The sequence below is a fragment of the Slackia piriformis YIT 12062 genome, from assembly GCF_000296445.1.
Lineage (GTDB): Bacteria > Actinomycetota > Coriobacteriia > Coriobacteriales > Eggerthellaceae > Slackia > Slackia piriformis.
The window spans coordinates 1,369,545-1,395,673 of record NZ_JH815198.1 but is presented as its reverse complement, the minus strand read 5'-3'; the positions used below and the strand labels follow the sequence as shown (position 1 = coordinate 1,395,673).

General features: G+C 59.2%; 19 protein-coding genes. 13 read left to right on the top strand and 6 right to left on the bottom strand.

The genetic code is table 11. From position 1 onward, the window contains the following. Positions 1 to 157: 157 nt before the first annotated feature. From HMPREF9451_RS06205 to HMPREF9451_RS06185, 5 genes are all read left to right on the top strand, one after another. The gene (locus HMPREF9451_RS06205) at positions 158 to 3,745 is read left to right on the top strand and encodes an InlB B-repeat-containing protein (protein ID WP_009139448.1); all 3,588 of its coding nucleotides are present in this window, start codon (positions 158 to 160) and stop codon (positions 3,743 to 3,745) included. A gap of 310 nt (positions 3,746 to 4,055) precedes the next feature. Beyond that, on the top strand, positions 4,056 to 4,739 hold the full coding sequence (locus HMPREF9451_RS06200; RefSeq protein WP_009139447.1) for a TetR/AcrR family transcriptional regulator: 684 nt from the start codon (positions 4,056 to 4,058) through the stop codon (positions 4,737 to 4,739). Between the two features lie 40 nt (positions 4,740 to 4,779). Beyond that, complete coding sequence (locus tag HMPREF9451_RS06195; protein ID WP_009139446.1) at positions 4,780 to 9,582, top strand: 2-hydroxyacyl-CoA dehydratase; 4,803 nt, start codon at positions 4,780 to 4,782, stop codon at positions 9,580 to 9,582. Positions 9,583 to 9,777: 195 nt separating this feature from the next. Next, on the top strand, positions 9,778 to 10,200 hold the full coding sequence (locus HMPREF9451_RS09850; protein WP_009139445.1) for a hypothetical protein: 423 nt from the start codon (positions 9,778 to 9,780) through the stop codon (positions 10,198 to 10,200). A gap of 163 nt (positions 10,201 to 10,363) precedes the next feature. Continuing rightward, positions 10,364 to 11,179 (top strand): UbiA family prenyltransferase, encoded by an 816-nt coding sequence (locus HMPREF9451_RS06185; RefSeq protein ID WP_040626103.1) that lies wholly within the window; start codon positions 10,364 to 10,366, stop codon positions 11,177 to 11,179. Positions 11,180 to 11,307: 128 nt separating this feature from the next. Here the strand turns inward: HMPREF9451_RS06185 and HMPREF9451_RS06180 are convergent, their stop codons facing one another. Both HMPREF9451_RS06180 and HMPREF9451_RS06175 read right to left on the bottom strand, forming a co-directional pair. Continuing rightward, positions 11,308 to 12,573 carry a molybdopterin-binding protein gene (locus HMPREF9451_RS06180; protein WP_009139443.1) on the bottom strand — a complete coding sequence of 422 codons (1,266 nt, stop codon included), beginning with the start codon at positions 12,571 to 12,573 and terminating at the stop codon, positions 11,308 to 11,310. Between the two features lie 118 nt (positions 12,574 to 12,691). Then, positions 12,692 to 13,855 carry an ABC transporter substrate-binding protein gene (locus tag HMPREF9451_RS06175; protein ID WP_009139442.1) on the bottom strand — a complete coding sequence of 388 codons (1,164 nt, stop codon included), beginning with the start codon at positions 13,853 to 13,855 and terminating at the stop codon, positions 12,692 to 12,694. Between the two features lie 204 nt (positions 13,856 to 14,059). On the opposite strand from HMPREF9451_RS06175, the gene HMPREF9451_RS06170 reads away from it, so the two are divergent. The 3 genes from HMPREF9451_RS06170 (at position 14,060) to HMPREF9451_RS06160 (ending at position 16,768) form a co-directional block, all read left to right on the top strand. Next, positions 14,060 to 15,232, top strand: coding sequence for a FecCD family ABC transporter permease (locus tag HMPREF9451_RS06170; protein WP_009139441.1), 1,173 nt, complete (start codon positions 14,060 to 14,062; stop codon positions 15,230 to 15,232). A 2-nt stretch (positions 15,233 to 15,234) separates the two neighbouring features. Continuing rightward, entirely contained in the window at positions 15,235 to 16,020 is a 786-nt protein-coding gene (locus HMPREF9451_RS06165) for an ABC transporter ATP-binding protein (RefSeq protein ID WP_009139440.1), read from the top strand. Between the two features lie 82 nt (positions 16,021 to 16,102). After that, positions 16,103 to 16,768 carry a class I SAM-dependent methyltransferase gene (locus HMPREF9451_RS06160; protein ID WP_009139439.1) on the top strand — a complete coding sequence of 222 codons (666 nt, stop codon included), beginning with the start codon at positions 16,103 to 16,105 and terminating at the stop codon, positions 16,766 to 16,768. A gap of 76 nt (positions 16,769 to 16,844) precedes the next feature. On the opposite strand, the gene HMPREF9451_RS06155 is transcribed toward HMPREF9451_RS06160, so the two are convergent. The 3 genes from HMPREF9451_RS06155 to HMPREF9451_RS09845 form a co-directional block, all read right to left on the bottom strand. Further along, positions 16,845 to 17,705, bottom strand: a complete 861-nt coding sequence (locus tag HMPREF9451_RS06155; RefSeq protein ID WP_009139438.1) for a Rossmann-like domain-containing protein — start codon at positions 17,703 to 17,705, stop codon at positions 16,845 to 16,847. 194 nt (positions 17,706 to 17,899) lie between these two features. After that, a complete protein-coding gene (locus HMPREF9451_RS06150) occupies positions 17,900 to 19,471 on the bottom strand; it encodes a sodium:solute symporter family protein (protein ID WP_009139437.1) in 1,572 nt (523 codons plus the stop codon). Between the two features lie 213 nt (positions 19,472 to 19,684). Next, on the bottom strand, positions 19,685 to 19,849 hold the full coding sequence (locus tag HMPREF9451_RS09845; RefSeq protein WP_009139436.1) for a hypothetical protein: 165 nt from the start codon (positions 19,847 to 19,849) through the stop codon (positions 19,685 to 19,687). A 350-nt stretch (positions 19,850 to 20,199) separates the two neighbouring features. Here HMPREF9451_RS09845 and HMPREF9451_RS06140 point away from each other — a divergent pair, with 350 nt between their 5' ends. The 4 genes from HMPREF9451_RS06140 to HMPREF9451_RS06120 all read left to right on the top strand — a co-directional run bounded on the left by HMPREF9451_RS06140 (position 20,200) and on the right by HMPREF9451_RS06120 (position 23,941). Further along, complete coding sequence (locus HMPREF9451_RS06140; protein ID WP_009139435.1) at positions 20,200 to 21,615, top strand: NAD(P)/FAD-dependent oxidoreductase; 1,416 nt, start codon at positions 20,200 to 20,202, stop codon at positions 21,613 to 21,615. A gap of 271 nt (positions 21,616 to 21,886) precedes the next feature. Further along, on the top strand, positions 21,887 to 22,528 hold the full coding sequence (locus tag HMPREF9451_RS09435; RefSeq protein WP_009139434.1) for a hypothetical protein: 642 nt from the start codon (positions 21,887 to 21,889) through the stop codon (positions 22,526 to 22,528). Positions 22,529 to 22,556: 28 nt separating this feature from the next. After that, a complete protein-coding gene (locus HMPREF9451_RS06125; protein WP_009139433.1) occupies positions 22,557 to 23,042 on the top strand; it encodes an RNA polymerase sigma factor in 486 nt (161 codons plus the stop codon). Continuing rightward, on the top strand, positions 23,039 to 23,941 hold the full coding sequence (locus HMPREF9451_RS06120; RefSeq protein WP_009139432.1) for an anti-sigma-I factor RsgI family protein: 903 nt from the start codon (positions 23,039 to 23,041) through the stop codon (positions 23,939 to 23,941). Before HMPREF9451_RS06125 ends, HMPREF9451_RS06120 begins: the two co-directional genes overlap by 4 nt. Before the next feature lies 1 nt (position 23,942). Here the strand turns inward: HMPREF9451_RS06120 and HMPREF9451_RS06115 are convergent, their stop codons facing one another. Beyond that, entirely contained in the window at positions 23,943 to 24,737 is a 795-nt protein-coding gene (locus HMPREF9451_RS06115; RefSeq protein ID WP_009139431.1) for an MBL fold metallo-hydrolase, read from the bottom strand. A gap of 138 nt (positions 24,738 to 24,875) precedes the next feature. Between HMPREF9451_RS06115 and HMPREF9451_RS06110 the strand changes: the two genes are divergently transcribed. After that, complete coding sequence (locus HMPREF9451_RS06110) at positions 24,876 to 25,976, top strand: CPBP family intramembrane glutamic endopeptidase (RefSeq protein ID WP_009139430.1); 1,101 nt, start codon at positions 24,876 to 24,878, stop codon at positions 25,974 to 25,976. Positions 25,977 to 26,129 lie beyond the last annotated feature (153 nt).

Here is a 26,129-nt window from a genome sequence, read left to right as displayed (position 1 = left end):
AGTTCGGTAAAGGGAAGATTGACATTGACTTCGATATACGGGGGGGGGTATCTTTTTAGCGTATATATTGCGCAAATCGATCAGAACCGCCTGCTGCATATGGTTGATAGCGCAATGAGAAGCGACCGCGCTCATGCGCACCAAAGGAGGAATGTTTATGAAATATACAAGACCAAGAGCGGCTATCGCCACGGGCCTGTGCCTGCTTATGGCAGCCGGCCCGGTGGCGCCTGCCGCATTTGCGGTCGACGCAGACAGTGCGGGGCAGCAGCCTTACGCGGAGCCCGCAGATCCCGCGGAGCCCGCAGATCCCGCGGAGCCCGCAGATCCCGCAGATCCCGCAGAGGTCATCACGGTCCTGTTCGACGCCTACGGCGGCGCCTTCAGCTCCGGCGCAACCTTCCTTGACATCGCCACGCAAGCCGACGGCACGGTCGTGTTCCCCGAGAACCCGACCCGCGAGGGCTACTACTTCGCGGGCTGGACCTACGACTCCGCCGGCACCAAGCCGTTCGTCGAGGGAACGAAGCTCGACAGGCACACGAACCTCTACGCCCAGTGGAACAAGCAGGCCGCAGCGTTCACCACGGTCCTGTTCGACGCCAACGGCGGCGCCTTCAGCTCCGGCGCAACCTTCCTTGACATCGCCACGCAGGACGACGGCACGGTCGTGTTCCCCGAGAACCCGACCCGCGAGGGCTACGATTTCGCTGGCTGGACCTACGACTCCGCCGGCACCAAGCCGTTCGTCGAGGGAACGAAGCTCGACAGGCACACGAACCTCTACGCCCAGTGGAACAAGCAGGACGTTCCCGTCCAGGAAGATGTCACCTACACGTTCAAGGACGTTGACGGTACGGTTCTCGGCAGTGTCACCTACACCTACGAGCAGGTTCTTGCCGGCGTGTACAACTGGGCTGTCGTTGCTCCCGAAAAGCCCGGCTACGAGTTCGCGGGCTGGTGCGTCGAGGGCACCGACTACGTGATCGACCCTGCAGCCATCGCTGGTCCCCAGAGCGACACCACCTTCGTCGCGAAGTGGAACAAGGTGGAGACCCCTATGCAGGAGCCCGTCACCTACACCTTCGTCGATGAGGACGGCGTCACGGTGCTTGGTTCTGTGACTTACGACTACGCACAGATTGCTGCCGGTCTTTACAACTGGGACGTCATCGAGCCCTCCAAGGAAGGCTACGAGTTCGCAGGCTGGTGCGTCCAGGGCACCGACTACGTGATCGACCCTTCCGTCGTGGCTGCTCCTCAGCACGACCAGACCTTCGTCGCGAAGTGGAACAAGGCGGAGGCCCCCGTCCAGGAGCCCGTCACCTACACCTTCGTCGATGAGGACGGCACGGTCCTGGGCGACGTGACCTATTCTTACGAGCAGGTTCTCGAGGGCGTCTTCAACTGGGACGTCGTCACTCCTGCGGATAAGCCCGGCTACGAGTTCGCGGGCTGGTGCGTCGAGGGCACCGACTACGTGATCGACCCTGCAACCGTTGCCGGTCCTCAGAGCGACACCACCTTCGTCGCGAAGTGGAACAAGGCGGAGGCCCCCGTCCAGGAGCCCGTCACCTACACCTTCGTCGATGAGGACGGCGTCACGGTGCTTGGTTCTGTGACTTACGACTACGCACAGATTGCTGCCGGTCTTTACAACTGGGACGTCATCGAGCCCTCCAAGGAAGGCTACGAGTTCGCAGGCTGGTGCGTCCAGGGCACCGACTACGTGATCGACCCTTCCGTCGTGGCTGCTCCTCAGCACGACCAGACCTTCGTCGCGAAGTGGAACAAGGCGGAGGCCCCCGTCCAGGAGCCCGTCACCTACACCTTCGTCGATGAGGACGGCACGGTCCTGGGCGACGTGACCTATTCTTACGAGCAGGTTCTCGAGGGCGTCTTCAACTGGGACGTCGTCACTCCTGCGGATAAGCCCGGCTACGAGTTCGCGGGCTGGTGCGTCGAGGGCACCGACTACGTGATCGACCCTGCAACCGTTGCCGGTCCTCAGAGCGACACCACCTTCGTCGCGAAGTGGAACAAGGCGGAGGCCCCCGTCCAGGAGCCCGTCACCTACACCTTCGTCGATGAGGACGGCGTCACGGTGCTTGGTTCTGTGACTTACGACTACGCACAGATTGCTGCCGGTCTTTACAACTGGGACGTCATCGAGCCCTCCAAGGAAGGCTACGAGTTCGCAGGCTGGTGCGTCCAGGGCACCGACTACGTGATCGACCCTTCCGTCGTGGCTGCTCCTCAGCACGACCAGACCTTCGTCGCGAAGTGGAACAAGGCGGAGGCCCCCGTCCAGGAGCCCGTCACCTACACCTTCGTCGATGAGGACGGCACGGTCCTGGGCGACGTGACCTATTCTTACGAGCAGGTTCTCGAGGGCGTCTTCAACTGGGACGTCGTCACTCCTGCGGATAAGCCCGGCTACGAGTTCGCGGGCTGGTGCGTCGAGGGCACCGACTACGTGATCGACCCTGCAACCGTTGCCGGTCCTCAGAGCGACACCACCTTCGTCGCGAAGTGGAACAAGGCGGAGGCCCCCGTCCAGGAGCCCGTCACCTACACCTTCGTCGATGAGGACGGCGTCACGGTGCTTGGTTCTGTGACTTACGACTACGCACAGATTGCTGCCGGTCTTTACAACTGGGACGTCATCGAGCCCTCCAAGGAAGGCTACGAGTTCGCAGGCTGGTGCGTCGAGGGCACCGACTACGTGATCGACCCTGCGTTTGTCGCAGGCCCCCAGCACGACCAGACCTTCGTCGCGAAGTGGAACAAGGCGGAGGCCCCCGTCCAGGAGCCCGTCACCTACACCTTCGTTGACGAAGACTGGACCGTTCTCGGATCCGTGACCTACACCTATGAGCAGGCTCTTGAAGGCGTGTACAACTGGGATGTTGTCAAGCCCTCCAAGGAAGGCTACGAGTTCGTCGGCTGGTGCTATGAGGGTACCGACTACGTGGTCGACCCCGCCGCTGTCGCAGGCCCCCAGCACGATGCCACCTTTGTTGCCAAGTGGGAGAAAATCGGCGATCCTGTCGAGCAGGACGTGACCTTCACGTTCTATGACGAAGACCAAACTACCGTTTTGGGCGACGTCACCTATCCCATGTCTCAGATTGAGGCCGGCGTGTACAACTGGAACGTCGTCACCCCCGCTCCCCGCGACGGCTATGTCTTCGAAGGCTGGAGCTACATGGGCTCCGACGCCATCATCGACTTCACTGTGACCCGTGCTCCGAACACCGACCAGAGCCTGGTTGCTCACTGGAAGGCCGTCGATCCGCAGGTCGTCACCCACAAGGTGACCTTTAGCGACGGCATCGACGCCACCAATGACACGGTTGTCGAGGTCGAGGACGGCAAGGCCGTCGCCCGTCCGGGCGATCCCACGCTTGCGGGCTACAAGTTCCTTGGCTGGACTCTCGATAAGCAGACCATGGAGTTGTATGATTTCGCCACTCCCGTGACCGCCGACATCACGCTGTACGGCGTGTGGCAGAAGGTCGCAGTTGAGGCGCCGGGTGCCGATGAGAATCAGGCACAGGGCGAAAACGGCAACGCTGAGGGTTCCAATGCCGAACCCGCAAAGGCTGACGAAGAAGCTCAGCCGACCACGCTTCCCCAGACTTCCGACGGCAGCATGATGCTCGTCGGTGCAGCTGCAGCAGCAGGCGTTGCGGCTCTGGGTGCAGGCGCGTACGCGCTCCGTCGTCGCAACGAGCAGCGTTAAACATGCTGGTCGTTGACAAACCTGCCGCATAGCGCGGCAGCGTTCGTCTTTTGAAAAGACCGCAGCCCTTGGCTGCGGTCTTTTCTTTGTGCACCGATTTCGCCAGGTGCTCGCCGGGTGCGCTCTTTCATACGGCCGTGCGTGAATGCGAAAGCGCACAAACAAGCCCGCTGCGGCCTTCTATCTTCGTTTCGTTTTTGCCTTCATTTTTCGACACTATGTTGATTAGGGGCGTATGCAAGGGTACAATCCGCAATTGAACAGACTGTCTAAAAGTAGGCGGTCGTTCATGTGCCGAAAGGAGGCATGCATGGCCATGGCCGCAAAGGGGCTCACGTCTCCTGCGGGGGAGGTTTTCAGAATGGCGGGTGCCGCACGGCCGCTTGCGTCGTCGCGCACGTGCGACCCTCGTATTGTTCGTACGAAGGCGGCATTGCGAGAAGCCCTTATCTCCCTTATGGAGGAGCGCGGTTTCGACGGGTTTACGGTAAACGACCTGTGCCAGCGCGCCGGCCTCAATCGAGGCACGTTCTATAATCATTTCGAAGATAAAGACTGTCTGCTCCAGACGTTCGAAAACGAGGTCCTTCGGGGCCTTGCTGTGTTTCAGGAAAAAATGAGCGCCCTTTCCATCAAAGATCTCATGGGGTACCTCGTTACGAAGAAACCTTTCCCCGTTCTGGTGGAGCTGTTCGACTACCTTCGTGAAGAAGGAGATTTTTTGCACGCGGTGCTTGGGCCGGGCGGCGACGTACGCTTCGGGCCGCGTTTGCGCGAGGCTGTGTGCAGTCAGTTCATCATGTCGCTCTTGCACGAGCAGTATCGGGAAAATCCCACGCCGTTCGTGAACTACTACATTGCCTATTACGCCGGGGCCTATCTTGGATTCATAGGCCATTGGGTTGAAACAGGCATGAAAGAAAGCTCGGAGGAAATGGCGCTTATTGCCATGAAGCTCCTTTTCATAAAACCAGGCGAGCCCATCACCATGTAGGGCTCTGAGACGAAGACACGTGATTGCTAAGGAGAATCTCATGGCTGATAAGACCATGAACGCAAACAATCAGGAAGCTGTTTCCCGTCGTCTTGCATCCGAAGAGGCTTCCGACCAAACGGGCGGCGTTTCCGCGCATCATGCGCCGCTTCATATCGGCATTGACGTGGGATCGACCACGGTTAAGGTGGCGGTTCTCGATGACGAGAACACCATCCAGCATTCGTGCTACAAGCGTCATCATGCAGACATTCGCGCGACCATCATCGAGGTGGTGGGGGAGGCTGCCGAGCAGTATCCCGATACGCCTATGACCATCGCCATCACGGGTTCAGGCGGTTTGCTTCTGGCCCAGTGGCTCGGCATCGAATTCGTCCAGGAAGTCATTGCGTCCAAAACCGCCGTGGAAACCTTCATTCCGCAGACCGACGTGGTGATCGAGCTTGGTGGCGAAGATGCAAAAATCATCTATTTCGACAACGGTATAGAGCAGCGCATGAACGGTACCTGCGCCGGTGGCACGGGTGCGTTCATTGACCAGATGGCGGCTCTGCTCGACACCGATGCGGGCGGTTTGAACGAACTCGCAAAAAGCCATACCACCATCTATCCCATCGCAAGTCGCTGCGGCGTGTTCGCGAAAACCGATGTGCAACCGCTGCTCAACGAAGGCGCGCGCAAGGAGGACATTGCCGCTTCCATTTTTCAGGCCGTGGTCACGCAGACCATTTCGGGCCTGGCGTGCGGACGCCCCATTCGCGGTAACGTCGCATTGCTGGGCGGCCCTTTGCAATACCTTTCCGAACTGGATAAGCGCTTCTGTGAAACGCTTAATCTTGATGACGAACACGCCATCCGTCCCGAAAACGCACATTTGTTCGTGGCAAGCGGTGCGGCAATCTGCGGTGCGAAAGGCAAGCCCGAGCTGCTCTCTGATGTGCTCGAGCGCCTGCGCAGCCTAGGCGATATCCAAGGTAGCGAAGTGGTACGCCTGGACCCTTTGTTCGCAAACGAGCAGGAGTTCGTTGAGTTCAAGGAACGCCACGACAAGGAAAAGGTTGCTCGCGGCGACTTGATGGCCTACGCCGGTACAGCTTATCTTGGCATAGACGCGGGCTCTACCACGTTCAAGGCCGCCCTGATTGGCGAAGACGGCGAGCTTCTGTGGAGCTCGTACGCCAATAACAAAGGCGATGTTTTGGGAACCGCCAAGCGTGCCATCGCCGATATGTACGGCGCGCTTCCCGTGGACGCGAATACGGGAGAGCCCTTCGTGACCATAGGTCATGCAACCGTGACCGGCTACGGCGAAGGCCTGCTGATCGAAGCGCTCCGGGTGGATTCGGGCGAGATCGAGACTGTGGCCCATCTGCGAGGCGCCCAGCAAATGCTTCCCGGCGTCGAGTTCATCTTGGATATCGGCGGTCAGGACATGAAATGCTTGCGCGTGCGCGACGGCATCATTGACCATATCATGCTCAACGAGGCATGCAGCTCTGGCTGCGGCAGCTTCATCGAGAGCTTTGCGACTGGCTTGAACCTGGATGTGACCGAATTCGCCAAGACGGCCAACGCCGCCGAGCATCCGGTTGACCTTGGCAGCCGTTGCACGGTGTTCATGAACAGCCGCGTGAAGCAGGCTCAGAAAGAAGGCGCCACGGTAGGCGATATCGCCGCCGGCTTGGCCATCTCGGTCATCAAGAACGCGCTGTTCAAGGTTATCAAGATTCGCGACCCGCACGAAGTGGGCGAGAAGGTTATCGTGCAGGGCGGAACGTTTCTCAACGACGCCGTGTTGCGTGCGTTCGAGCAGCTGTCGGGCGTGAATGCCGTTCGTCCGGACATCGCCGGCAACATGGGCGCATACGGCGCTGCGCTGCTTGCACGCGACCGCTATGCAGCGACGCTTCGCGACGCCGAGGCGGCGTATGAAGCACAGCAGGCCGAAGGGGCGGGCGAGGCGTTCGTCGCTCCTGTTTCAACCTTGCTGCCTCTCGACCAGATCGAATCGCTCGCTCCCACGCATAAAACCGTGCGTTGCAAGGCGTGCTCGAATCATTGTTTGCTTACGGTGAACGACTTCGGCCTGGACGAGAAGACCGGCAAACACCGCCGCTTCATAACGGGCAACCGCTGCGAAAAGGGCGCAGGCGTTTTGAACGGCGAAAACGAGCTGCCGAATTTGTTCGACTACAAAAGCCATCGCCTGTTCGACTACGAGCCGCTTTCTGCCGAAGCTGCTGCGCGTGGCACGGTGGGCATTCCTCGCGCGCTCAACATGTACGAGAACTATCCGTTCTGGTTCACCTTCTTCACGAAGCTCGGGTATCGCGTGGTGTTGTCCGATTCATCCTCGAAGAAAACCTACGAGGCGGGCATCGAGAGCATGCCGTCTGAGAGCGTATGCTATCCCGCGAAGCTTTCGCATGGGCATGTGATGAACCTTCTGACCAAAGACGTAGACTTCATCTGGATGCCGTGCGCCAAATGGGAGCGTCTTGAAGACGCCGGGGCTGGCAACCATTACAACTGCCCGATCGTCGCCAGCTATTCGGAGGCGCTGCGTCTCAACATTGACGAGCTGCGTACGTCCAATGCGGCGTTTTTGAACCCCTGGCTGCCTTACGACCAGAAAGACAAGCTCAAAGAGCGCCTGTTCGTGGAGTTGTACGAGAACTTCGCGGATGCAACGTGCCGCCACGGCGCTGCGCCCACGCGTGCCGAAGTGGCCGAGGCGGTGGATGCCGCATGGGCCGAAGACGAGGCGTTCAAGGACGACATTCGCGCGAAAGGCGAGGAAACGCTGCGCTGGATGGAAGAGACCGGTACGCACGGCATCGTGCTTGCGGGGCGTCCGTATCATAACGACCCGGAAATCAACCACGCCATCCCCGAGCTTTTGACAAGCTTCGGCCTGGCGGTGCTCACGGAGGATTCCATCGCCCATCTCGGCACGCTCGAGCGTCCGATTCGCGTGGTGGACCAGTGGATGTATCATACGCGCTTATACGCTGCGGCAAAAGTTGCCACTCAACGTGACGACCTCGACCTCATCCAGCTCAACAGCTTCGGGTGCGGCCTGGATGCGTTGACTACCGATCAGGTGCAAGAGATTTTGGAGGCTTCGGGCAAGGTATACACCGTGCTCAAGATTGACGAGGTTTCTAATCTGGGCGCTGCGCGCATTCGCGTACGTTCCCTGCTTGCCGCGCTGAAAGACAAAGCCGATGAACGTGCCGAGGCGAATCGTGCGCCCATGGCATGTCCTACGGTTGCCATGAACAAGGAATACAGCACCGAGGCGGCTGTTCCCGAGGACGAGATGAGGGAGCACTCGCGCCATGCCAAGATGCGTATGGATAACAAGACGGGTCTGACCGAGGCTGAGGCGGCGCGCGTGATTGCCCAAGCGGATGCTTTAATCAAGCAGCGCGAGGCGTCTTCTACCGAGTTTGAGAAGGTGCAGTTCACCAAAGAAATGAAAGAGGCGGGCTACACCATTTTGTGCCCGCAGATGGCGCCGATCCATTTCGATCTGCTGGTGGAGATTTTCCGCAAGAACGGGTATAACTTCGAGCTGTTGCCCAGCGTCGACCACGGTGCGGTGGATGCCGGCTTGAAATATGTGAACAACGACATCTGCTATCCGTCCATTTTGGTGACGGGCCAGATTATGGAAGCCGTGATGAGTGGACGTTACGACACCGATAAGCTGGCCGTCATCATCACACAGACCGGCGGCGGCTGCCGCGCTACCAACTACATCGCGCTTATTCGCAAGGCGTTGGCGGCGGCGGGTCTGGGTCATATCCCGGTCATTTCGCTTTCGTTCAGGAAGCTCGAGGAAAGCAATCCCGGGTTCGAAATCACGCCGAAGATGCTTTTGCAGGCAATTTACGGCGTGCTGTACGGCGACCTGCTGATGATGTGTCTGTATCGCACACGTCCGTACGAAGCGGAGCCTGGAGCGGCTCAGGCGCTTTTCGATCACTGGATGGCCGAATGCAAGGGACAGCTTGCGCGCGGGTTGAAGCGCGCGGAGTGGAAGCGCACCGTTCGCAAGATTGTGGAGGACTTCGATACGCTGCCGCTGGTGGGTGAGGGAACCAAGCCCCGCGTTGGCGTGGTGGGCGAGATTCTGGTGAAGTTCCACCCTACGGCCAACAACCAGATTGTCGACGTGATTGAGCACGAAGGCTGCGAAGCCGTGGTTCCGGGTCTGACCGAGTTCTTTCTGTTCGGCATTGCCGGCGCCATCTTCCAGAAAGATCCCCTGGGTCGTTCCGCCAAGGGCGCGGTGGGAAGCCGTATTGCCCTGTGGGCGCTTGACAAGTTCCGCAAGCCGATCAACGACGCGCTGCGTGCATCGCATCGTTTCGAGGCCCCTGCCGATATTTACGAGCTGGCCGGATACGCGAGTGAGATTTTGAGCCTGTGCAATTCCATGGGCGAGGGCTGGCTGCTTACGGCTGAGATGGTGGAGCTCATTCGCACGGGCGCTCCGAACGTGGTGTGCACGCAGCCGTTTGCGTGCCTGCCGAACCATGTGGTGGGCAAGGCCGTGATCAAAGAGCTGCGTCGCAGGTATCCCGAAAGCAACATCGTGGCGGTTGACTACGATCCGGGCGCTTCCGAAGTCAATCAGCTCAACCGCATCAAGCTGATGATTTCGGTGGCGAAAGCGAACCTGGAAGGCAAGGAGGCCGAGGCGCGCAGAATGCGCGATGTAGCGCGCGATGCTGAGAAGCTTGCGGCAGAGGCCGCTGCGGGCTGCGGCTGCGGATGCGGTGCCACTGAAGAGGTTGGCGCCCTGGAAATCGAGAAGAGCCGCACCGAGAGGTAGCAAAATCAATCGCGATTTGCCTGCGCCGTTCAAGAGCGTGAAAGGGGTCGGGAGCATGCTCTCGACCCCTTTTGAATGCTGCGCACTCGGAATCCTGCAGGCTGCCCACCTGGAATTCTGTTCAAAAAGTTAATTGATTCTAACTTAGTAACAATTATCGAGTATTATGGCGGCTAACAAAAGATAGGAGCCGTCATGTCAGCCAAGAAAAAGAACGACGAATCGAAAAAGAAGCTTTCGAAAAAGCAGATGAAAAAGCTCGAGAAGATGCGGGCGTCAAAGCGCGACGATGCCGCCATGCGCAAATCTAGCAAGAAGTGCGACGATGCCGCCATGCGCAAGGCTGAGAAAAAGCGCGAGAAGACTATTCGAAAAGCAGCGAAAAAACTCGGGAAGAGCCTTTCGTCTTGCAGCGATGCAAAGGGAAGCAAAACGCCCAAGAAGAACAAAGCGGCAAAGAAGGGGCGCAGGCCCGCAGGTGCCGCATCGTTCAAGCTCGATTTGGGCACATGCCCGTGCTGCAGCAAACGCTGTCCGCTTTCCAAGCCGAAGTGCGGCAAAGATCGCGCCGTTGCCCGTAAGAAGAGGGAACGATTGATGGGCGAGGCCGTGGCATAGCGTAAGGGTTTATGGGCGCAGAGGGCGGGTGCGGGGTTTCTTGCGTCCGCCCTTTTAGCTGAGGCCGTCAATGGCGCCGCACCTTCTGTGATACGATTCTGCGAGCCGCTGGGCATCGTGGCGTTTACAGGGCAGGAGCGGAGGTTGCGTAGCAGTGATTTCTATGTCGTCGAAGAAAGTAATCGGCATTGTTGCGGTGGTCGTGCTGTTTTCTGCGTTCGGCATCTTGCTGGCAGGGGAGTGGGCGCCCTCCATCGGATACGTGGGCCTTTTTCGGTACCTGCTCATAGCTGCGGGGTTCGTGCTGTTCGCTTTCTCGTTCGTCGGGTTTGCGATTCTGCTGGTCAGTATCGCGCAGGAGCGCAAAGGCGGTGTTCGTGCAGACTTCGGGGCCACCGCCGTCAAGCTTGCACGGGAAATAGCGCGATTCGTCATTGCCTGCATTGCTTATGTGGGTTCGGGATTTGTGGCGCTTGCCGTGATTGTGGTGTTCGGCGAGGGCGATCCGACTCCTGCGCGGCTGCTTAAACTGCTTGTTGTGCTGGCTGCCTGCATCGGCGTCGTGGTTCTGTATCGTATTTACCGTAAAAAGCATCCCGTTTCCTTCGACATGCTTGGCAAAGCCGGCGTTGCGGCCCTGTTCGTGCTCCTTACGATGTTCGGCTTTGCTGCGGGCGCGTTTCAGGCCCGAGATGCCGTAATCGATCTGCTGCACGGTCCGCAAACCGACTTGTGCTGGCTTGTTGACGTCGAAGAGGACCGCGCAACCGGGCGCTATAGCGGCTTTAGCCAAGATTCGATCGTCATGACCTTCAGAACCGTCGACGAACGCGACGTTGTCATCACCGTGGCGGAAAGGGATAGCTCGAAACTTTCCGACGTGGCAAACGCCGAAGGCGCGCTGCGTCTGACGTATTTTCCAGAAAGCGGCGTCTATGTGTCCGCCAAAGAGGAACCGGGCGGTTCTCGCATTCGTTGATGACCAATCGCTGCAAGTCCTCGGTTTCGCCGAGTTTCGGGTGTGAAAACAACGCCTGTCGCCATCGATGAAGGCGGCAGGCGTTTGATTTTGTATTCTTGCGAAGGGGCTGCGCTGCCGCTTCGGCCCTACCTTAGCTCAGCCCAGATGATGTCTCCCGCTTCAGGCTTCGGCGCATTCAGGCCCGATTCCAGCATGAACAGCGCATTTGCGGAAAGCGTGGCGGCAGATCCAGGGCGTCCGGGAACGGGTGTCGCTTCAAGTGCGCCTTCGTCGGTGAGGTTCACGTCGAGCATGCGGACGCTGAAGAACTGCGTGCCGTCAACCGCTTCGGGCGGACGCTCCTCGCCGGCGTAGACTTTTCCTGCGCTGTAGCCCGACATGGGGCCTGCGGCGGGGAAGGCCTTGGTGAGGCGAACGGGAATTTTGCGCGGTTCGGGGCTTTGTCCCAAGAACAGGTTCATAAGGGGAAGCAGATAGAACCCAAGCGTAAACGACGCGCCGAACGGAGGCCCTGAAATTCCTACGACGGGCGTGCCGTCAACCACGGCGGCCGAGCTATGGTGTCCGGGGCCGTGGTTGGTCTGGTGGCAGATGATGGTTCCTATTTCCTCGAGCTGCTCGACCGACCAGTCTTCAGAGCCTTTCGACGACCCTGCGTTTAAAACCACGATGTCGGCGCATGCGCAGGCGCTTTTGACCGCCTCTATAATGAGCTGAGGATTGTCGGGGACTATGTCAAACGGCATGAACTCGCCACCCCATGCTTCGACTTTTCCACGGACGACCAGGCTGTTTGATTCGACGTTTTTACCCAGGGGAACTTCCGCCGAGCCAGCGGGCACCAGTTCGTTTCCCGTGGGGATGAAGGCTATGCGGGGTTTGGCGTACGCGGCAACGCTGGCTATGTTGCCGCTTGCGATGCGCGCGGCAACATCGGGGGTTATGGTGTCGCCGGCTTGTGCCAGAATGTCGCCGCGTTTCATCTTGGAGCCTACGGCGGATGTGCCGGCGAACTGGGCCGAAGGGGCCGCGTGCACTTTGACGTGCTGCTCGTCTGCAGAAACGCTCACGTGCTCGATAACAATGGCGGTATCGAAGCCTTCGGGCATGGCCGTGCCGGTGTTGGCGAACTGCCAGTTTCGGCCGCGCACCCACGAGGAGGTGTCGGGAATGCCGTTTTCGAAATCGGCCCAGCGCACGGCGATGGAGTCCATGCGGCAGGTCAAGACGTTAGGCATGGTGCAGCGCGCCGTGACGTCTTTTGCCAAAACTCGCCCGAACGCCTGGTCGAGGCGCACCATTTCGATTCGTGGGGTGAAATGGCAGGCCTCAAGCAGCCCTGCCACGGTTTCTTCTCGTGAAATTTGAATGTGGTTGGAATGGTCTCTCACGGCGTTCCTTTCAACGATGGAGCCGCAACAAGCAGGGGCTTACTGCGGCTTTGGAAGCGAGGCACCGGAAGAATGTGTGGGGGACGGTGCCGAAGAGTAGGTTGTAGGAAAGCGACGGCTACTGCGCGTAGCTGTTGCCCAGGATTTCGCGCGCCTGGTCGTCGGTGAGTTCCGCGTGATAGAACATGCTGTAGAACTCTTTGGTCACCTCGACCATGTCAACATCGTAGGCTTCGGGATACAAGGTGTTGGCGATCCACTGAATGCCCAGGATGCGGTTGACCGCAGGCGGGCGGTCGCACCAGGAGAAGGGCACGTTGGGCATGGTATAGACGCGGCCTTCTTTTACGGCGTCTATGGTAGACCAGTTGCTGTCGGTGCGGATGATCTCATCGGCACCACCGCGCACTTCGTCGTCCCAGGCAATGATGACCTGCGGGTTCCAGGCAAGAACCTGCTCAAGGGATATGGGGCTCATGCCTTTGCCCTTGACGGCTTCGACGTCTTGGGCGACGTTGTTCGCGCCTGCGATATCGAATGCAAGGGAGTGCGTCGAACCCTTGGGCTCGGTTTGAAGGCCTTCGGAACCTTCGGCGTAATACAGGCTTACACGCTGGTCCTCGGGAATTTCGGCAACGGCGTTCTTCACGTTGCTCAGCGCGGATTCGCAATAGCTGGCAAGCTTTTCGGCTTCGTCTTCCTTGCCGAGCAGGGTGCCCAGCGTGCGATAGGTGGCAGGGGTGGCGTCCAAAGAGCCGTCCAAGACGACGACGGGTATTCCAGTCAGGTTCTGCAGGTCGTCGGCGGAGCTTACGTCGTAATCGCCGGGGGTTGCGGTGGTGACGGAGAAAATGACCTGCACGCCTTCGGCCATGATTGCCTCGGGATTGAGTTCCTTTCCGCCGGAAAGCGTTCCAAGGTAGGGCAGATCCCCGGTTCCTTCAGGAAGGAATGCCAGCTCTGCCTCGGAAAACTCCATGGTGCTTCCTGCGGCGAGCTCGGGAGCCAGCGTGAAGCAGAAAATCTGGCCGGGTGCGCCGGTGTAGTAGATCTTTTCCAAGGCACCCGTTCCCGGGATGGTTACCTGACGGCCGGCGTCGTCGGTGATGGTGCGATCGGCCATGGGGTCTACGGTTTCGGTCTGCGTCTGCGCGGAAGTGTCCGACGGTTCGGAAGCGGGTTCTTCTGCGCTCGAGCATCCTGCGAACACGGCAAGAGCCATGGCAAGACATGCGATCGCTATGACGCTTATCAGCCTTTGTTTCTTTGTGGACATCCCCATTCTCTTCCTCTTTGTTGCTTTCAACCTTGCTTTTTCCTTAGCCGGGCGCCTTCTTTTCCATGAGACGGGCGGCTTGCGCCCTAGACCCGGAATGGGATTGGTTTGCGTGCGAAGTGCGTTGAAGTATAATATCCTCATTCAGATATATTCTTAAACGAGAATAAATGAATAATAGCATCGCTGATTGCGAACGCAAGGGGGAATATGGGGGGATTGAAGTTCTGGAAGCGGCCGCCTCGATCTGCGGCCGCCTTAAATGACGATGCGGCTTTCCAAGGGTCTGCGCAGACCTGTTGCGAACAAGGCGCACAGTGCGCTGACGCGCTTGACCGCAAGGTGAAGCCGTGGGTGAAAATTACCATCGGGTTTGCGCTGGCGGCAATTGTCGTCATTTCTTTTGCATTGGGTCGATATCCCATAACGCCTGTTGAATTGGTGACCACGCTTGGGGGCCTTGCCAACAACGCCCTTGCCGATTTCCTTGCGAATTTCGGGTTGAACATGTCCTATGTGGAAGTGAACCAGCAAATGGCCACGGCCCTGACCAATATTCGCCTGCCCCGCATTCTGGTAGTTATGCTCGTCGGCGCCGCCCTGGCCGTTGCGGGCGCAAGCTATCAGGGCATGTTTAAAAACCCGTTGGTTTCGCCGGATATCCTGGGCGCATCGGCCGGCGCTAGTTTCGGTGCGTGCCTTGCCCTTCTGTTCGGCATGTCGAACATGATGGTGCAGCTTTTCGCCTTCATAGGCGCTATGGTTGCCGTGGGCGGCGCCGTGTGGATGAACAAGATGGTGAACAAATACGATGCGCTTCTGGGCCTTGTCCTGGGCGGCATGCTGGTCACCACGCTGTTCCAGTCGTTCACATCGCTTGTGAAGTTCATGGCCGATGCAAATGATAAGCTTCCTGCCATTACATTTTGGCTGATGGGAAGCTTCTCTCGCATCGACCAGGTTGATTTGGCCATGATTGTGGCGCCCATGGCCATAGGCTTCGGCCTGCTTTTGCTGGAGCGCTGGAAGCTCAACGTGCTTTCCTTCGGCGAGGAAGAGGCGCGCAGCCTGGGTGTGAACACCGCACGGGTTCGCCTGATCGTCATATTCGCATCGACGCTCATCGTGGCCTGCTCCGTCGCCGTTGCCGGCATTGTGGGCTGGGTCGGCTTGGTCATCCCGCACCTGGCGCGTTCTATCGTGGGTCCTAACTACAAGGTGCTGCTGCCCACGTCCATGTTCATAGGGGCGGGCTATCTTCTGATTGTGGACGACCTCTGTCGTCTCATGGCTTCGACCGAGGTTCCCATCGGCATCCTGACCGCCATCATAGGCGTGCCGTTCTTCATCTTCATTTTCCGTCGCAACATCAAGGGGTGGTGAGCATGGCCGAACATCTGATTTCCGTTCATGACCTGCGTTGCGGCTATGGGCATAAAGAAATCGTGCATGGCGTTTCGCTGTCTATGGAGGCGGGGGAGTTCGCCTGCATCATCGGCGCGAACGGGTGCGGTAAGACCACGTTGCTCAAAAACATCCTCTGCCTGGAAAAGCCGTTTTCCGGCGATGTGCGGATGCACGGCCGCACGGTGGTGAAGATGACCGAGCAGGAACGCGCGCGCATTTTCGCCTATCTGCCGCAGGCTCATACGCCGCCGTTTCCGTTCACGGTGGCCGACGTGGTGCTTATGGGGCGCAGCCCGTATCTCGACCGTTTTTCGCGCATCGACCGGCGCGACCGCGAGATAGCCTGGGAGGCCATGTGCCTTCTGGGGATCGAGGGTCTTGCTCCTCGTACGTATACGAAGCTTTCCGGTGGCCAGCGCCAGCTTATCCTAATCGCGCGCTGTCTTGCCCAGCAGCCCGACCTTATCATCATGGACGAGCCAACCGCCAGTCTGGATTTCGGCAACCAGCAGATCGTGCTTTCGCGCATGCGCGAGCTGACGAAATCCGGAGTGAGCGTGCTCATGGTGACCCATGACCCTCATCATGCGTTTTTCTGCGCCGACCGCGTGTTTGTGATGCAGGACGGTCGCATGGTGACAACCGGCGCCCCGCGCGATGTCATGACGCGCGAGCGGCTGGAGGACATCTATCGTACGCCGCTTGATGTGGTGGATGTGGGGCTGCGGGACGGCTCTACCACCACCGTGTGCGTTCCGCTGTAGCCTTTTTCTCCGTATGCCGCGCCGTTTCTGCGCGCTTGGACGATCGCCTGTTGCGATGCCTTCTTTGTCGAAAGGATTTCTCATGTCGCATAATGCCGAAGAGTACGATGCCATTGCGGAGCGCTTGTTCGCTCCCATTTATCCCGTTATTGCCGCAGCCGTTGTCGAGCGCACGGGCAAGCGCTGCGGGCGCATGCTCGATGTCGGGTGCGGCGGCGGTCATTTGGCCCTTGCCGTGTTGCGGGAGGGCGCATTCGACCATGTGACCCTGCTTGACGAAAACGCCGATGCGCTCAAGATGGCCGAAGACCGCATAAGGGGCGAACTGACAAGCGAAAACCGTACGTCGACCATGCTGTCTTCGTGCTGCAGCGATATTTGCGCCGCAGACCTTGCCGAGCGCATTGGCACTACGTTCGATCTGATCGTCTCGCGCGGCAGCATGCCTTTTTGGGACGATCAGATGGCGGCCTTTAAAAACCTCTATGCGCTGCTTGCTCCGGGCGGCGTTGCCTATGTGGGAGGCGGCATGGGGTCTCGCGCGCTGCGCGAGCAGATTGCCGCGCAGATGGCCGAGATTCGCAGGCAAAACGGCGGCAGCGGCCCGAGAATGTTCGACATGAGCGCGTCAAAGGCGCTCGAAACCTCTGCATATGAAGCCTTGCTCGAGCATCTTGGGGCCGATTACGACGTGGTTGCCAACGACGAGGAAGGCCGTTGGTTCGTGTTTGGAAAGCCTGCCGAATAATTCTCCGTTTTCACGATTCGCGGCGGCTTCGCACTTTTTCAGGCGGCCGCCGCGAATCGCGTGTTTTCAGGGCTGTTTATTCTTTCGGGCGTGTGACGGTGCACATCTGCAGGGCTTCGCCGAAAAGCTGGCCCGAGCCCGATTTCACGGCGAAACGGACCTTTTCGGGGTCGGCCACCACGCTTCCCGCCAGGGTTTCAACATCCCAGTCGAACAAAAACGGGGACATGACCACGGACGGCCCCACGAATACGGTGGTGCCGTTTTTGGCAAGTTCAAGCAGGCGCGGAGCGGTTTTGTTGATGATGGTCACGCCGGTGATGAACGTGTAGTCGGACGCGGGAACCACGTATTCGCATGCGGGATCGGGGGTGTCCAACGCGCTTGTGCAGTTGCGCTCAAGTACCGTGAGCTGGGCGTATTCGCTGATGCGGTTCACGTTGGGGAAGTGGCCCACCACCGTGACGCACGCGTTTTCGTGCGCGCTGATGCGGGGGCGGTACATTTCGAACGCGTCGATCTTGCGAATGCTTCCGTCGGGCAGCTCTATGGGCTCGTCGTATGCGGCGCCCAGCGGGTCGAGCAGCTCGGGTCGGGCGTACCAGGCGTTTAAGGCGGCCACGCCCAGGCTTGCTTCTTCGAAGTTCCATGATTTCGCCAGTTCGGCGACCTCTTTGAGACGTCTCCCGCGCAGGTCGAACTTGTGCGTGCGCTTGCCGCCGCCCTTGCAGGTGAAGCTGACGCCCATGCCGCAATCGGCCTCCATGTAGGTCCAGTGCGTGCCCAGGCAGTAATCGCGCACATAGATGTCATCGGGCATTTTGCCTATAAGGTGGTTATAGAACTTCCAGGGGGTGTTGCGTCCGTGCGTTTCAGGCAGCGAAATGTTGCGTTTGTCGGCGGTATTGGCGGTGCAGGTGCGTTCAGGGCAAGACATGCGGTCTCCGTTCTCTAGCCGTGCTCGGTGGTTGCAAGGCTTTATGCGGCCAGCGTTCGCCGCAATGCCCGGCAGCGTTGTGCTGCAATCTATTATAGAGGGAGCGGCGGCGCTTTGTCCCGCATTATTCTCGTTTGAGATAAAACGGGGTATCGCCTTGCCTGGGGCGCTTGCGGCGCCGTCGGTACTGCCCGTTAGGCAACGGGGTCCATTTCAGGAACCTGCTCTTCGCGCATTTCCGCCTCGATTTCGCGGTCCGTCGCGCTCTTGCGGCTGGGAAGCGCGATGTCGATGTCGAAGGGAACCGGCTTGGTTGCCAGGCTCACCAATGGCACGATAACCATGGAAAGCACCATGGCCAAGGCGCCGCAGTTGATGGGGCTTGCAATGAGCGGCGTTCCGAAGAAGCCCGCGATCATGTTGCCCGTGGTCAGGCCGACGCCAACGATGAAGCTTGCCCATACGGCCGCTTTGCTGATGCGCTTGCTGTACAGACCCCAGAAGAAGGGTCCAAGGAACGCGCCGGCCAGTGCGCCCCAGCTGATGGACATGAGCTGGGCGATGAACGTAATGGAGCTGTTGTATTGCACGAGCGCGATGGCGGCGGAGATCACCACGAACACGACGAGCAGCCCGCGCATCCAAAGAAGCTGGCTCTTCTCGCTCATGTTCTTGATGACGTTGCCTTTGAGCAGGTCGAGCGTCAGCGTGGACGAAGAGGTGAGGACCAGCGAGCTCAAGGTGCTCATAGACGCGGAGAGCACGAGCACGATAACCAGGCCGACAAGGATGTCGGGCAACCCCGAAAGCATAGTGGGAACGATCGAGTCATACACCGGCGCGCCGTTTGCCGAGAAGGCTATCTGGTCGCCATACAGTCGGCCGAAGCCTCCGAGGAAGTAGCTTCCGCCAGCTACGACGACGGCGAACAGCGTGGAGATGATGGCGCCTTGTTTGATGGCCGGGCCGCTTTTGATGGCGTAGAACTTCTGCACCATCTGAGGAAGGCCCCATGTGCCAAGGCTGGTGAGGATGATAACGCCGATCAGGTTGGGCAAATCCGGTCCGAACATGCTCACGAAAGCGCCTTCAAGAGCCGAGTTCTCAGCCGGAATCTGAGAAAGCGATACGACGGCTTCGCTGAATCCTCCGTTGCCGGCAAGGACTGCCGCAACGACGGCGACAATGCCGAAAAGCATGACGATACCCTGGACGAAATCGTTGACGACGGTGGCCATGTAGCCGCCGAGGACTACATAGATGCAGGTGATGAGGGCCATGCCGATAACGCATACCTCGTAGGGAAGACCGAACGCCATGCCGAACAGGCGCGAAAGGCCGTTGTAGACGCTGGCGGTGTAGGGAATCAAAAAGACGAAGATGATGGCCGCCGCGGCGATGCGAAGACCTGTGCTCGAAAAACGCTTGCCGAAGAACTCAGGCATGGTTGCGGCCTGCAGGTGCTGCGTCATTTCTCGTGTGCGCGGGCCGAGAATCCACCAGGCGAGCAAGCTGCCCAAGATGGCGTTTCCTATGCCGATCCACGTGGCAGCAAGACCGTACTTCCATCCGAACTGGCCTGCGTAGCCCACGAATATAACGGCGCTGAAGTACGAAGTTCCGAACGCGAATGCCGAAAGCCAGGGGCCAACGTTGCGTCCGCCTAAAATGAAGCCGGAGACATTGTTCGCGTGCTTTCTGCAAATTATTCCAATAACGATGGCAATGATTGCGAAGAGGGCAACCATAAGGGCTTTGATAAGCATGAGGATGTTCCTATCGGTCGGTGTGCAAGCAATGTGCAAGGCGCGAATGCGTTGGTCTATCGACTTTGCAAAGGGTCGATGCATTCGTGCGAATCGCGCGAAAGGCTCGTCTTGCTCGATTGGAAGGAAGAGCGCAAGACGAGCCTCGTGGAGGCGCACACGACATGGCGCGGTTCGCGAGAGAGGAGCGAAACACTGCGCCCGTGCCGTGTGCTACAGATATCGATAGGAATATGCAGGATAGATTGCAACACCGAAACGGCGATGCCCGCCGATAAAGCGGGCATCACATGGGGTGAGATTGAACACGAAGGGGACGCAACGTTGAACGCCGCGAGCGGCCGGGGCGGCCGAGATATGTGCGGGTGCGTTGCGCATGGCTGACTCCTTCTATGTTGCGGCTATCATTATAATTTCACGAATGCGGCAGTCAATGCTCTGCCCTGATAAAGCATGAATTTTTTAGTTCACTCGTACAAAAAATCGTTCGAAAAGCTGCTGCTTGCAGAATCGGGGCGGCTTCTGGTCTCCTCTTGTTGAAGACGCTTTCTTTCGAGGCGCGATCGGCTTTCTCGTCGTCAGAGCGAACGTGTATGATGCGAAAAGAGCGTGCGGCCAATGTTCTTTCGGCGGTGGCTTTCGCGTTTCAAGTTTGTGCGCATGCTCAAATTCAAGACGATTTTCTGCCCGTTTCGGGTTCTTGAAACGGGCGGGCGATGGGGGATTGCATGGTTTTTGAACAAACGGCCGATGTGGTCATCGTGGGCGCCGGTCCATCGGGGATATTCGCCGCACTCGGGTTGCTCGAGCGCGGGTCTTGCGCGCGGATCGTCATTGTTGAGAAGGGTCTGCCTATCTCGAAGCGAGCATGCCCTAAGGCCAAAACGGGCCGATGCGTGGGCTGCGATCCGTGCCGTATCACCACGGGGTTTTCGGGGGCGGGAGCGTTTTCCGACGGAAAGCTTTCGCTTTCGTGCGAGGTGGGAGGCGATCTTCCCGAGCTCATAGGGAGCGATCTTGCCCAGGAGACGATCGGGCGTGTCGACGAGGTGTACTTGCGCTTCGGGGCAGACACGCATGTCGAAGGCTTGGGCGCGCCTGACGAGGTGAAAAACATCCGACGCCGAGCCATCAAGGCCGGCCTGAAGCTGGTGGACTGCCCCATTCGTCATCTGGGAACGGAAAAGGCGCAAGAGATTTACGGCTTTATCGAGCGGCATTTGCGCGATTCTGGCGTGGAAATCATGTTTCAGACGGAGTGCCTCGACGTTATCGTGGAGGAAGGGGTGTGTTGCGGCGTGCTAATACGCAACGCCGACGGAACCACGGACCGGATTCGTGCCGCACGTACAGTAGTGGCCACGGGGCGGCGCGGCGCAGATTGGTTCGAGCGCTTGTGCATAGAACACGGCGTCGAGCACGGTCCGGCTCCCGTCGATGTGGGGGTTCGCGTTGAGGTGCGAAACGAGATCATGGAGACCGTGAACAACGTTTTGTACGAAAGCAAGCTGATCGGGTGTCCCAATCCGTTCCGCAACAAGGTACGTACGTTCTGTCAAAACCCGGGCGGCTTCGTGAGCCAGGAGAACTACGACGACGGCCTTGCGGTGGTTAACGGGCATTCCTATAAGGAGAAGAAGTCCGAGAATACCAATCTTGCCATTCTTTGCTCTCACGACTTTCGGGAGCCGTTCGACAGGCCCATAACGTATGCGCAGAAAATCGGAGAGCTCGCCAACATGCTCGGCGACGGTCATATTCTCGTGCAGCGTTTCGGCGATATCCTCGACGGCAAACGAACCTGGCAAGACGAGCTGGACAGGTCGAATGTTCGTCCGACGTTGCCCGATGCCGTGGCGGGCGATATCACGAGCGCGCTGCCGTACAGAACCATGACTTCCATCATGAACTTCATGATGGCCGTTGACGAGGCCATACCTGGATTTGCGGCCGATGAGACGCTGCTGTACGCGCCTGAGCTGAAGTTCTACAGCAATAGGGTGAAAATGAACGAGCGCTTCGACACCAACATCGAGAACCTCCACTGCCTAGGGGATTCGAGCGGCTGGACCAGGGGTCTTATGATGGCATCCGTCATGGGCTATCTCATGGGGGAGCGCCTAGCGGACGAAGAGGGCGTGTAAGGGCGGTTGTCAAGCATGCGGAATCGCCCGCTTGCCCCCATGCCTGTCGGCATAGTTTTGGAAGCGAGCGCACATCCGGAATTGCACGGCATGCGTAAAATCTGCTGTACGAAGCTCGCCCGAGCGGAGCCCGCGCACGAAAACTGCATCCATTTTCGAATTTCTTTGCAAGGATTTGCCTTTTTCGATCGTGTTCATGGTGAAGGGGCGTTCGAGAAAAGACGAGCAAACCGCTATCCTGAATGCATGAAACGAAAGGAACGGCACTGAGATGAAGAAACATGCGTATACGACAAAGCATAAGGTATTGACTGGAATTGCCGTCGTCGGATTGGCCGCGGCCCTCACTGTGCCCTTTGTTGCGTACGGAGCCGACGCGCCGGCGCTTGGCTGGGGCGTTGCAGGCTCGCGTGCGTGCGGCACGTCATGCGCTGGCGCAGATGGCAACGGCGCGTGCAATTCTTTCGCCGACGCTAACGGCGACGGCGTATGCGATAACCGCGGCGTTCATGCAGCGTGTTCCGCTTTCTCGCGCGGGTTCGCGGCGTTTGGAGAGTGCGGCCGTGCGCTCGGCGCGAATTTCGTGGACGAAGACGGCGACGGCTTGTGTGACCGTCGCGAGGCCGGCCTTGGGTTTGGCAACGGAAATGCCTACGGGGCTGCTGCGGTTGCCAAGGGCGATCAGGGCGCATGGTGTGCTTCCTGCGGTTTCGGTTTTGTGGACGAAGACGGCGACGGCGTATGTGACCACGCCGGAACCGGCAACGGAAATTGCTCCGGCTACGTGGACGAAAACGGCGACGGCGCGTGCGACAACGCGGGGTCGTGCGCCGGCAGTGGCCAAGGTGCGGGATACGGCTGCGGTCACGGATCGGGTAACGGCGGCGGGCATCACGGCATGTGTGCACGCTAGGGCGAGATGTCTATAGTTCAGGATGGGTATGCGCAAGGCGCTCGACATACAGCAGGCGATGGATCGCTTCGGCGATGACGTGTGGCGTGCCTGCATGCTCTATCTTTCCCCGTCCGATGCCGAGGATGTCTTCCAAGAGACGTTCGTGAAATACGCTTTTCGCGATCATGGGTTTCGCGACGAGGGCCATGCGAAAGCGTGGCTCTTGCGCGTTGCGATGAACGCTTGCAAAGACGTTCTCAAATCTCGAGACCATCGTACATCGTCTTTGGATGAGGAAATGCAGCGGTGGGGAGATACGCTTGCGGACGTTCGGCCGGAGCGCGCTGCGGAGGTGAGGGAGGTTCTCGACGCCGTGGACAGGCTCGACGATCCGCCGAAGACGCCACTGTATCTTGCCGTGTGCGAAGGCTATTCCGTCCCGGAGATATCCCGCATGGTGAAAGCTCCCGAGGGAACGGTGTATTCCTGGATTTCTCGAGGCAAGAAGATACTGAGGGAGGCGTTGTCATGAACGATGTCGACGAGCGTATGCGCGAAGCCTTTTTGAACATGCACGCTTCCGACGAGCTGAAAAAGGCGACGATGCTTCGCATAGAGCGCGAGCGCGACCTTGCGTCGAGCAGATGCGATGGCGTTTCTTGCGGGCAGGGTTCTATCCCGTCTGCTCGCCGTGTGCCGAGAAGACGTCGTATGCGCGTTTTCGTCGCAGTTGCCGCATGCCTGATTGCCGCTTTCGTGGGCGTTGGCGGATATGCGTACGCCATGAAGCCTGTTGCCTACGTGGGGGTCGATATTAACCCCTCTATCGAGCTTGCCATGAACCGATTCGATTGCGTGATCGACGCCCGCGCTCTGAACGAAGACGCTCAGGCGGTGCTTGATGCGGCGAACGTGCAAGGAAGACCGTATGCCGAGGCTGCGGCGGCATTGGCTGATGCGTGCGAGAGCTATCTCGGCGAAGGCGTCGTTGTGGAGGTCGGCGTGTCGTGTTCTGATGAGGAACGGTGTGCGGAGATAGAGCAGGAAAGCCTGCGCTGCTTCGGACAGGGCGGTACGCAGGTCCATTGCGGCCGCGTTGACGAAGCGCAGCGGCAGGCTGCCGAGCATGCGGGAATGAGCATCGGGCGCTACCGTCTGTATTGTCTCCTTGAAGAGGCCGGCGTCGAAGTGAGCGAGCAGGAGGCAGCCGCTATGCCTATGCGCGAGCTGCGGGTTCTTGCTGCGGAAAACGGCGTGGAAACGCAAGATTCCGCCTGTTGCGGGCATGGAGCAGAGGACGGTTCTTCGGTTCTGGGCGAGGGCGCGTGCGAAGGCGCCGAAGGTCATGGTGCCCATGACGGACAAGGGGCGCACGGCGCAGCGGGTCCTCACGACGGTACGGGATACCGCGGCGGACGAAGCTCCTCGTAGGTCAGGCAAGCGTCGAGAGGCGTCCTTGGTAGCCGCATGACACACGGGCGGCGCACCCCTCGCGTTCCATCACGGCGCGAAAGCCTCGAAGAGCGAGGTCGTATTCGTTGTTGTTCTCTGACACGTGCATGGCCGCCACGGCTTGAAGGCGGTTGCTGAGAAGGGATGCGAGCTCTTCGGCGGCCTGTTCGTTCGAAAGATGTCCTTTGTCGGAAGCGATACGCTGCTTGACTACGTAAGGGTAGGGTCCTTCGCTCAGCATCTTAGGGTCGTGATTGCTTTCAAGGGCGAGCAGCCGCACGTCGGCGAGGTGGGCATGCGCCTGCGGCGTCACGATTCCCGTGTCGGTCATGAAACCTGCCGCATCGCCGTTTGCCTCAAAGCGAAAGCCAAATGACGCCGCCGCATCGTGCGAGGTGGCGAAGGGAAAGATGCTTATACCCGCAGCCGTCAGGCATTCCTCGGGGCGGAAATTGCGCGTTCCGCATGACGAGGTGGCATCCTGGACGGCCTTGCTTGCCCGAACGGTTTCGTCTGCGGCATAGACAAGGGGCTGACGGCCCATCTTGGCGAGCCCCCGCATGACCACGCCGAGGCCCTTGGTGTGGTCGCTGTGGTCGTGCGTAATGAGCACGGCGTCTATGTTCGCGGGGTCGAAGCGTGCCTCGTCGCAGCGGGCGAGAAAATCGCGCTTGCATATGCCGCAGTCGACGAGGACGCCGTGTCCGGTCTGGTCGTTTTCGACGATGGTCGCGTTGCCGCGGCTGCCGCTTGCGAGTATGTGGAGTCTGAGCATGCTGCCTCGCCTTGCTTTCTCTGCTTCGTATGCGCTCGATTATACGTTGCTTCCGAGTTGTTTCTTTCGGAATGCGTCCCATCCGCTATCATTGCTCCGAAATGAACAGGACGTGACAAAAGGGGAAAAGGGGACGTCGTGGAGGAACAGAAGGCTGTCGAAGTGGCGGATGAAGGCAAAGAGGCCGCCTCGTGCGTATGCGATAAATCCGGCATCAAGGATCGAATGGCCCTGCCGGTGCCCAACGTCATCAAACTCGCGAAAGAGAGCGGCAGCTCCGCTTTGGGATCGTGGGTCGGGCTTGTGCTCATGGTTGCCGTCGTAGCCGCGCTGCTCGTTGGGCTGCCTATGGTCTTGCCCGTGCCTTCCGGTATGGACTTGCCGCATCAGGGCTTTGCCCACATTGTTGCGTTCGCCATCGCGGCGTGCGGCGGCGTTTTGTATGTGCGTGTCCGCGAACGTCGTCTTGAAAGATCCATGGGGTTCGCGCGCAATGATGGCGCGGCGCTGTGCGTCGTCGGCGCCGTAGCAGGCGTTGTAGGCCTCATGGTGGTCTTTGCTCTTTTCAAGGGTGCCGGAATCGTGAGCGATTCCGGCATCAGCACCCAGGTGTCTGTCATAGCCCTGGCTCTTGCGTTCGCCGGATACGTCATCCTCGCGTTGGGGCAGGAGGTCTTTTGTCGAGGGTATGTGCTCACGTCGTTTTCCGCGCGTTACTCGGTTGCCGTTGGCATGGCCGTCCAGACGGTCGTGTTCACGCTGTTCCATGTGTTGATTGTGGGGCTGAGCGTGTTCTCCGTCGTCAATGGCGTATTGATGGGCGTGATGTTCGGACTTATGTTCCTCAAATTCGGCAGCATCTGGCCTGCGATCGGCTTTCATAGCCTCTGGTATTTCGTCCAGTACATCATCCTCGGCGTAACGTCGGGGGCGCAGGCTGCTTCGTATACGACTATCATGACGACGACGTACGATTCGAGCAACGTGTTGCTTTCCGGCGGCGCGGGCGGTTTCGAGGCGAGCGCTTTGGCGGCGGCGGTATATGCGGCCGCAATTGTGTGCCTGCTTGTGCTGAAGCCGCGCGATGCCGATATAGATTCGATTGCGTTCGTCAATCTGGGCGAAACGATCGTTATCGGCGCTGAAGACGAGGCTGACGAGGAAGAAGACGAAGGGGCTGCCGACAAGCGAGGGTGTGGCGAATCTGGCTGCAAAGCGGACGAGAAAAAGGAGTCGTAAGCGGGCTGATCGGTGCGTATGGCTGCAGGGAGGGCCTCTGCGGCGCTGATTGGTCGGCCGCCTCTCTCGGCGGACGCTGCGAGGTATATGAGCTTTCCGATGCGCCGCTCATGCGGCGCATCGGAAAGTTTCTAGGAAGGAAGCGCTCTTATA

Coding starts and splice junctions, on each gene's coding strand:
- HMPREF9451_RS06175 (WP_009139442.1), bottom strand. CDS start 13,855: ATGGGGATGTCCACAAAGAAACAAAGGCTGATAAGCGTCATAGCGATC.
- HMPREF9451_RS06170 (WP_009139441.1), top strand. CDS start 14,060: ATGGGGGGATTGAAGTTCTGGAAGCGGCCGCCTCGATCTGCGGCCGCC.
- HMPREF9451_RS06150 (WP_009139437.1), bottom strand. CDS start 19,471: ATGCTTATCAAAGCCCTTATGGTTGCCCTCTTCGCAATCATTGCCATC.
- HMPREF9451_RS06195 (WP_009139446.1), top strand. CDS start 4,780: ATGGCTGATAAGACCATGAACGCAAACAATCAGGAAGCTGTTTCCCGT.
- HMPREF9451_RS06155 (WP_009139438.1), bottom strand. CDS start 17,705: ATGTCTTGCCCTGAACGCACCTGCACCGCCAATACCGCCGACAAACGC.
- HMPREF9451_RS09850 (WP_009139445.1), top strand. CDS start 9,778: ATGTCAGCCAAGAAAAAGAACGACGAATCGAAAAAGAAGCTTTCGAAA.
- HMPREF9451_RS06185 (WP_040626103.1), top strand. CDS start 10,364: ATGTCGTCGAAGAAAGTAATCGGCATTGTTGCGGTGGTCGTGCTGTTT.
- HMPREF9451_RS09845 (WP_009139436.1), bottom strand. CDS start 19,849: ATGCGCAACGCACCCGCACATATCTCGGCCGCCCCGGCCGCTCGCGGC.
- HMPREF9451_RS06115 (WP_009139431.1), bottom strand. CDS start 24,737: ATGCTCAGACTCCACATACTCGCAAGCGGCAGCCGCGGCAACGCGACC.
- HMPREF9451_RS06205 (WP_009139448.1), top strand. CDS start 158: ATGAAATATACAAGACCAAGAGCGGCTATCGCCACGGGCCTGTGCCTG.
- HMPREF9451_RS06165 (WP_009139440.1), top strand. CDS start 15,235: ATGGCCGAACATCTGATTTCCGTTCATGACCTGCGTTGCGGCTATGGG.
- HMPREF9451_RS06140 (WP_009139435.1), top strand. CDS start 20,200: ATGGTTTTTGAACAAACGGCCGATGTGGTCATCGTGGGCGCCGGTCCA.
- HMPREF9451_RS06120 (WP_009139432.1), top strand. CDS start 23,039: ATGAACGATGTCGACGAGCGTATGCGCGAAGCCTTTTTGAACATGCAC.
- HMPREF9451_RS06200 (WP_009139447.1), top strand. CDS start 4,056: ATGGCCATGGCCGCAAAGGGGCTCACGTCTCCTGCGGGGGAGGTTTTC.
- HMPREF9451_RS06160 (WP_009139439.1), top strand. CDS start 16,103: ATGTCGCATAATGCCGAAGAGTACGATGCCATTGCGGAGCGCTTGTTC.
- HMPREF9451_RS09435 (WP_009139434.1), top strand. CDS start 21,887: ATGAAGAAACATGCGTATACGACAAAGCATAAGGTATTGACTGGAATT.
- HMPREF9451_RS06125 (WP_009139433.1), top strand. CDS start 22,557: ATGCGCAAGGCGCTCGACATACAGCAGGCGATGGATCGCTTCGGCGAT.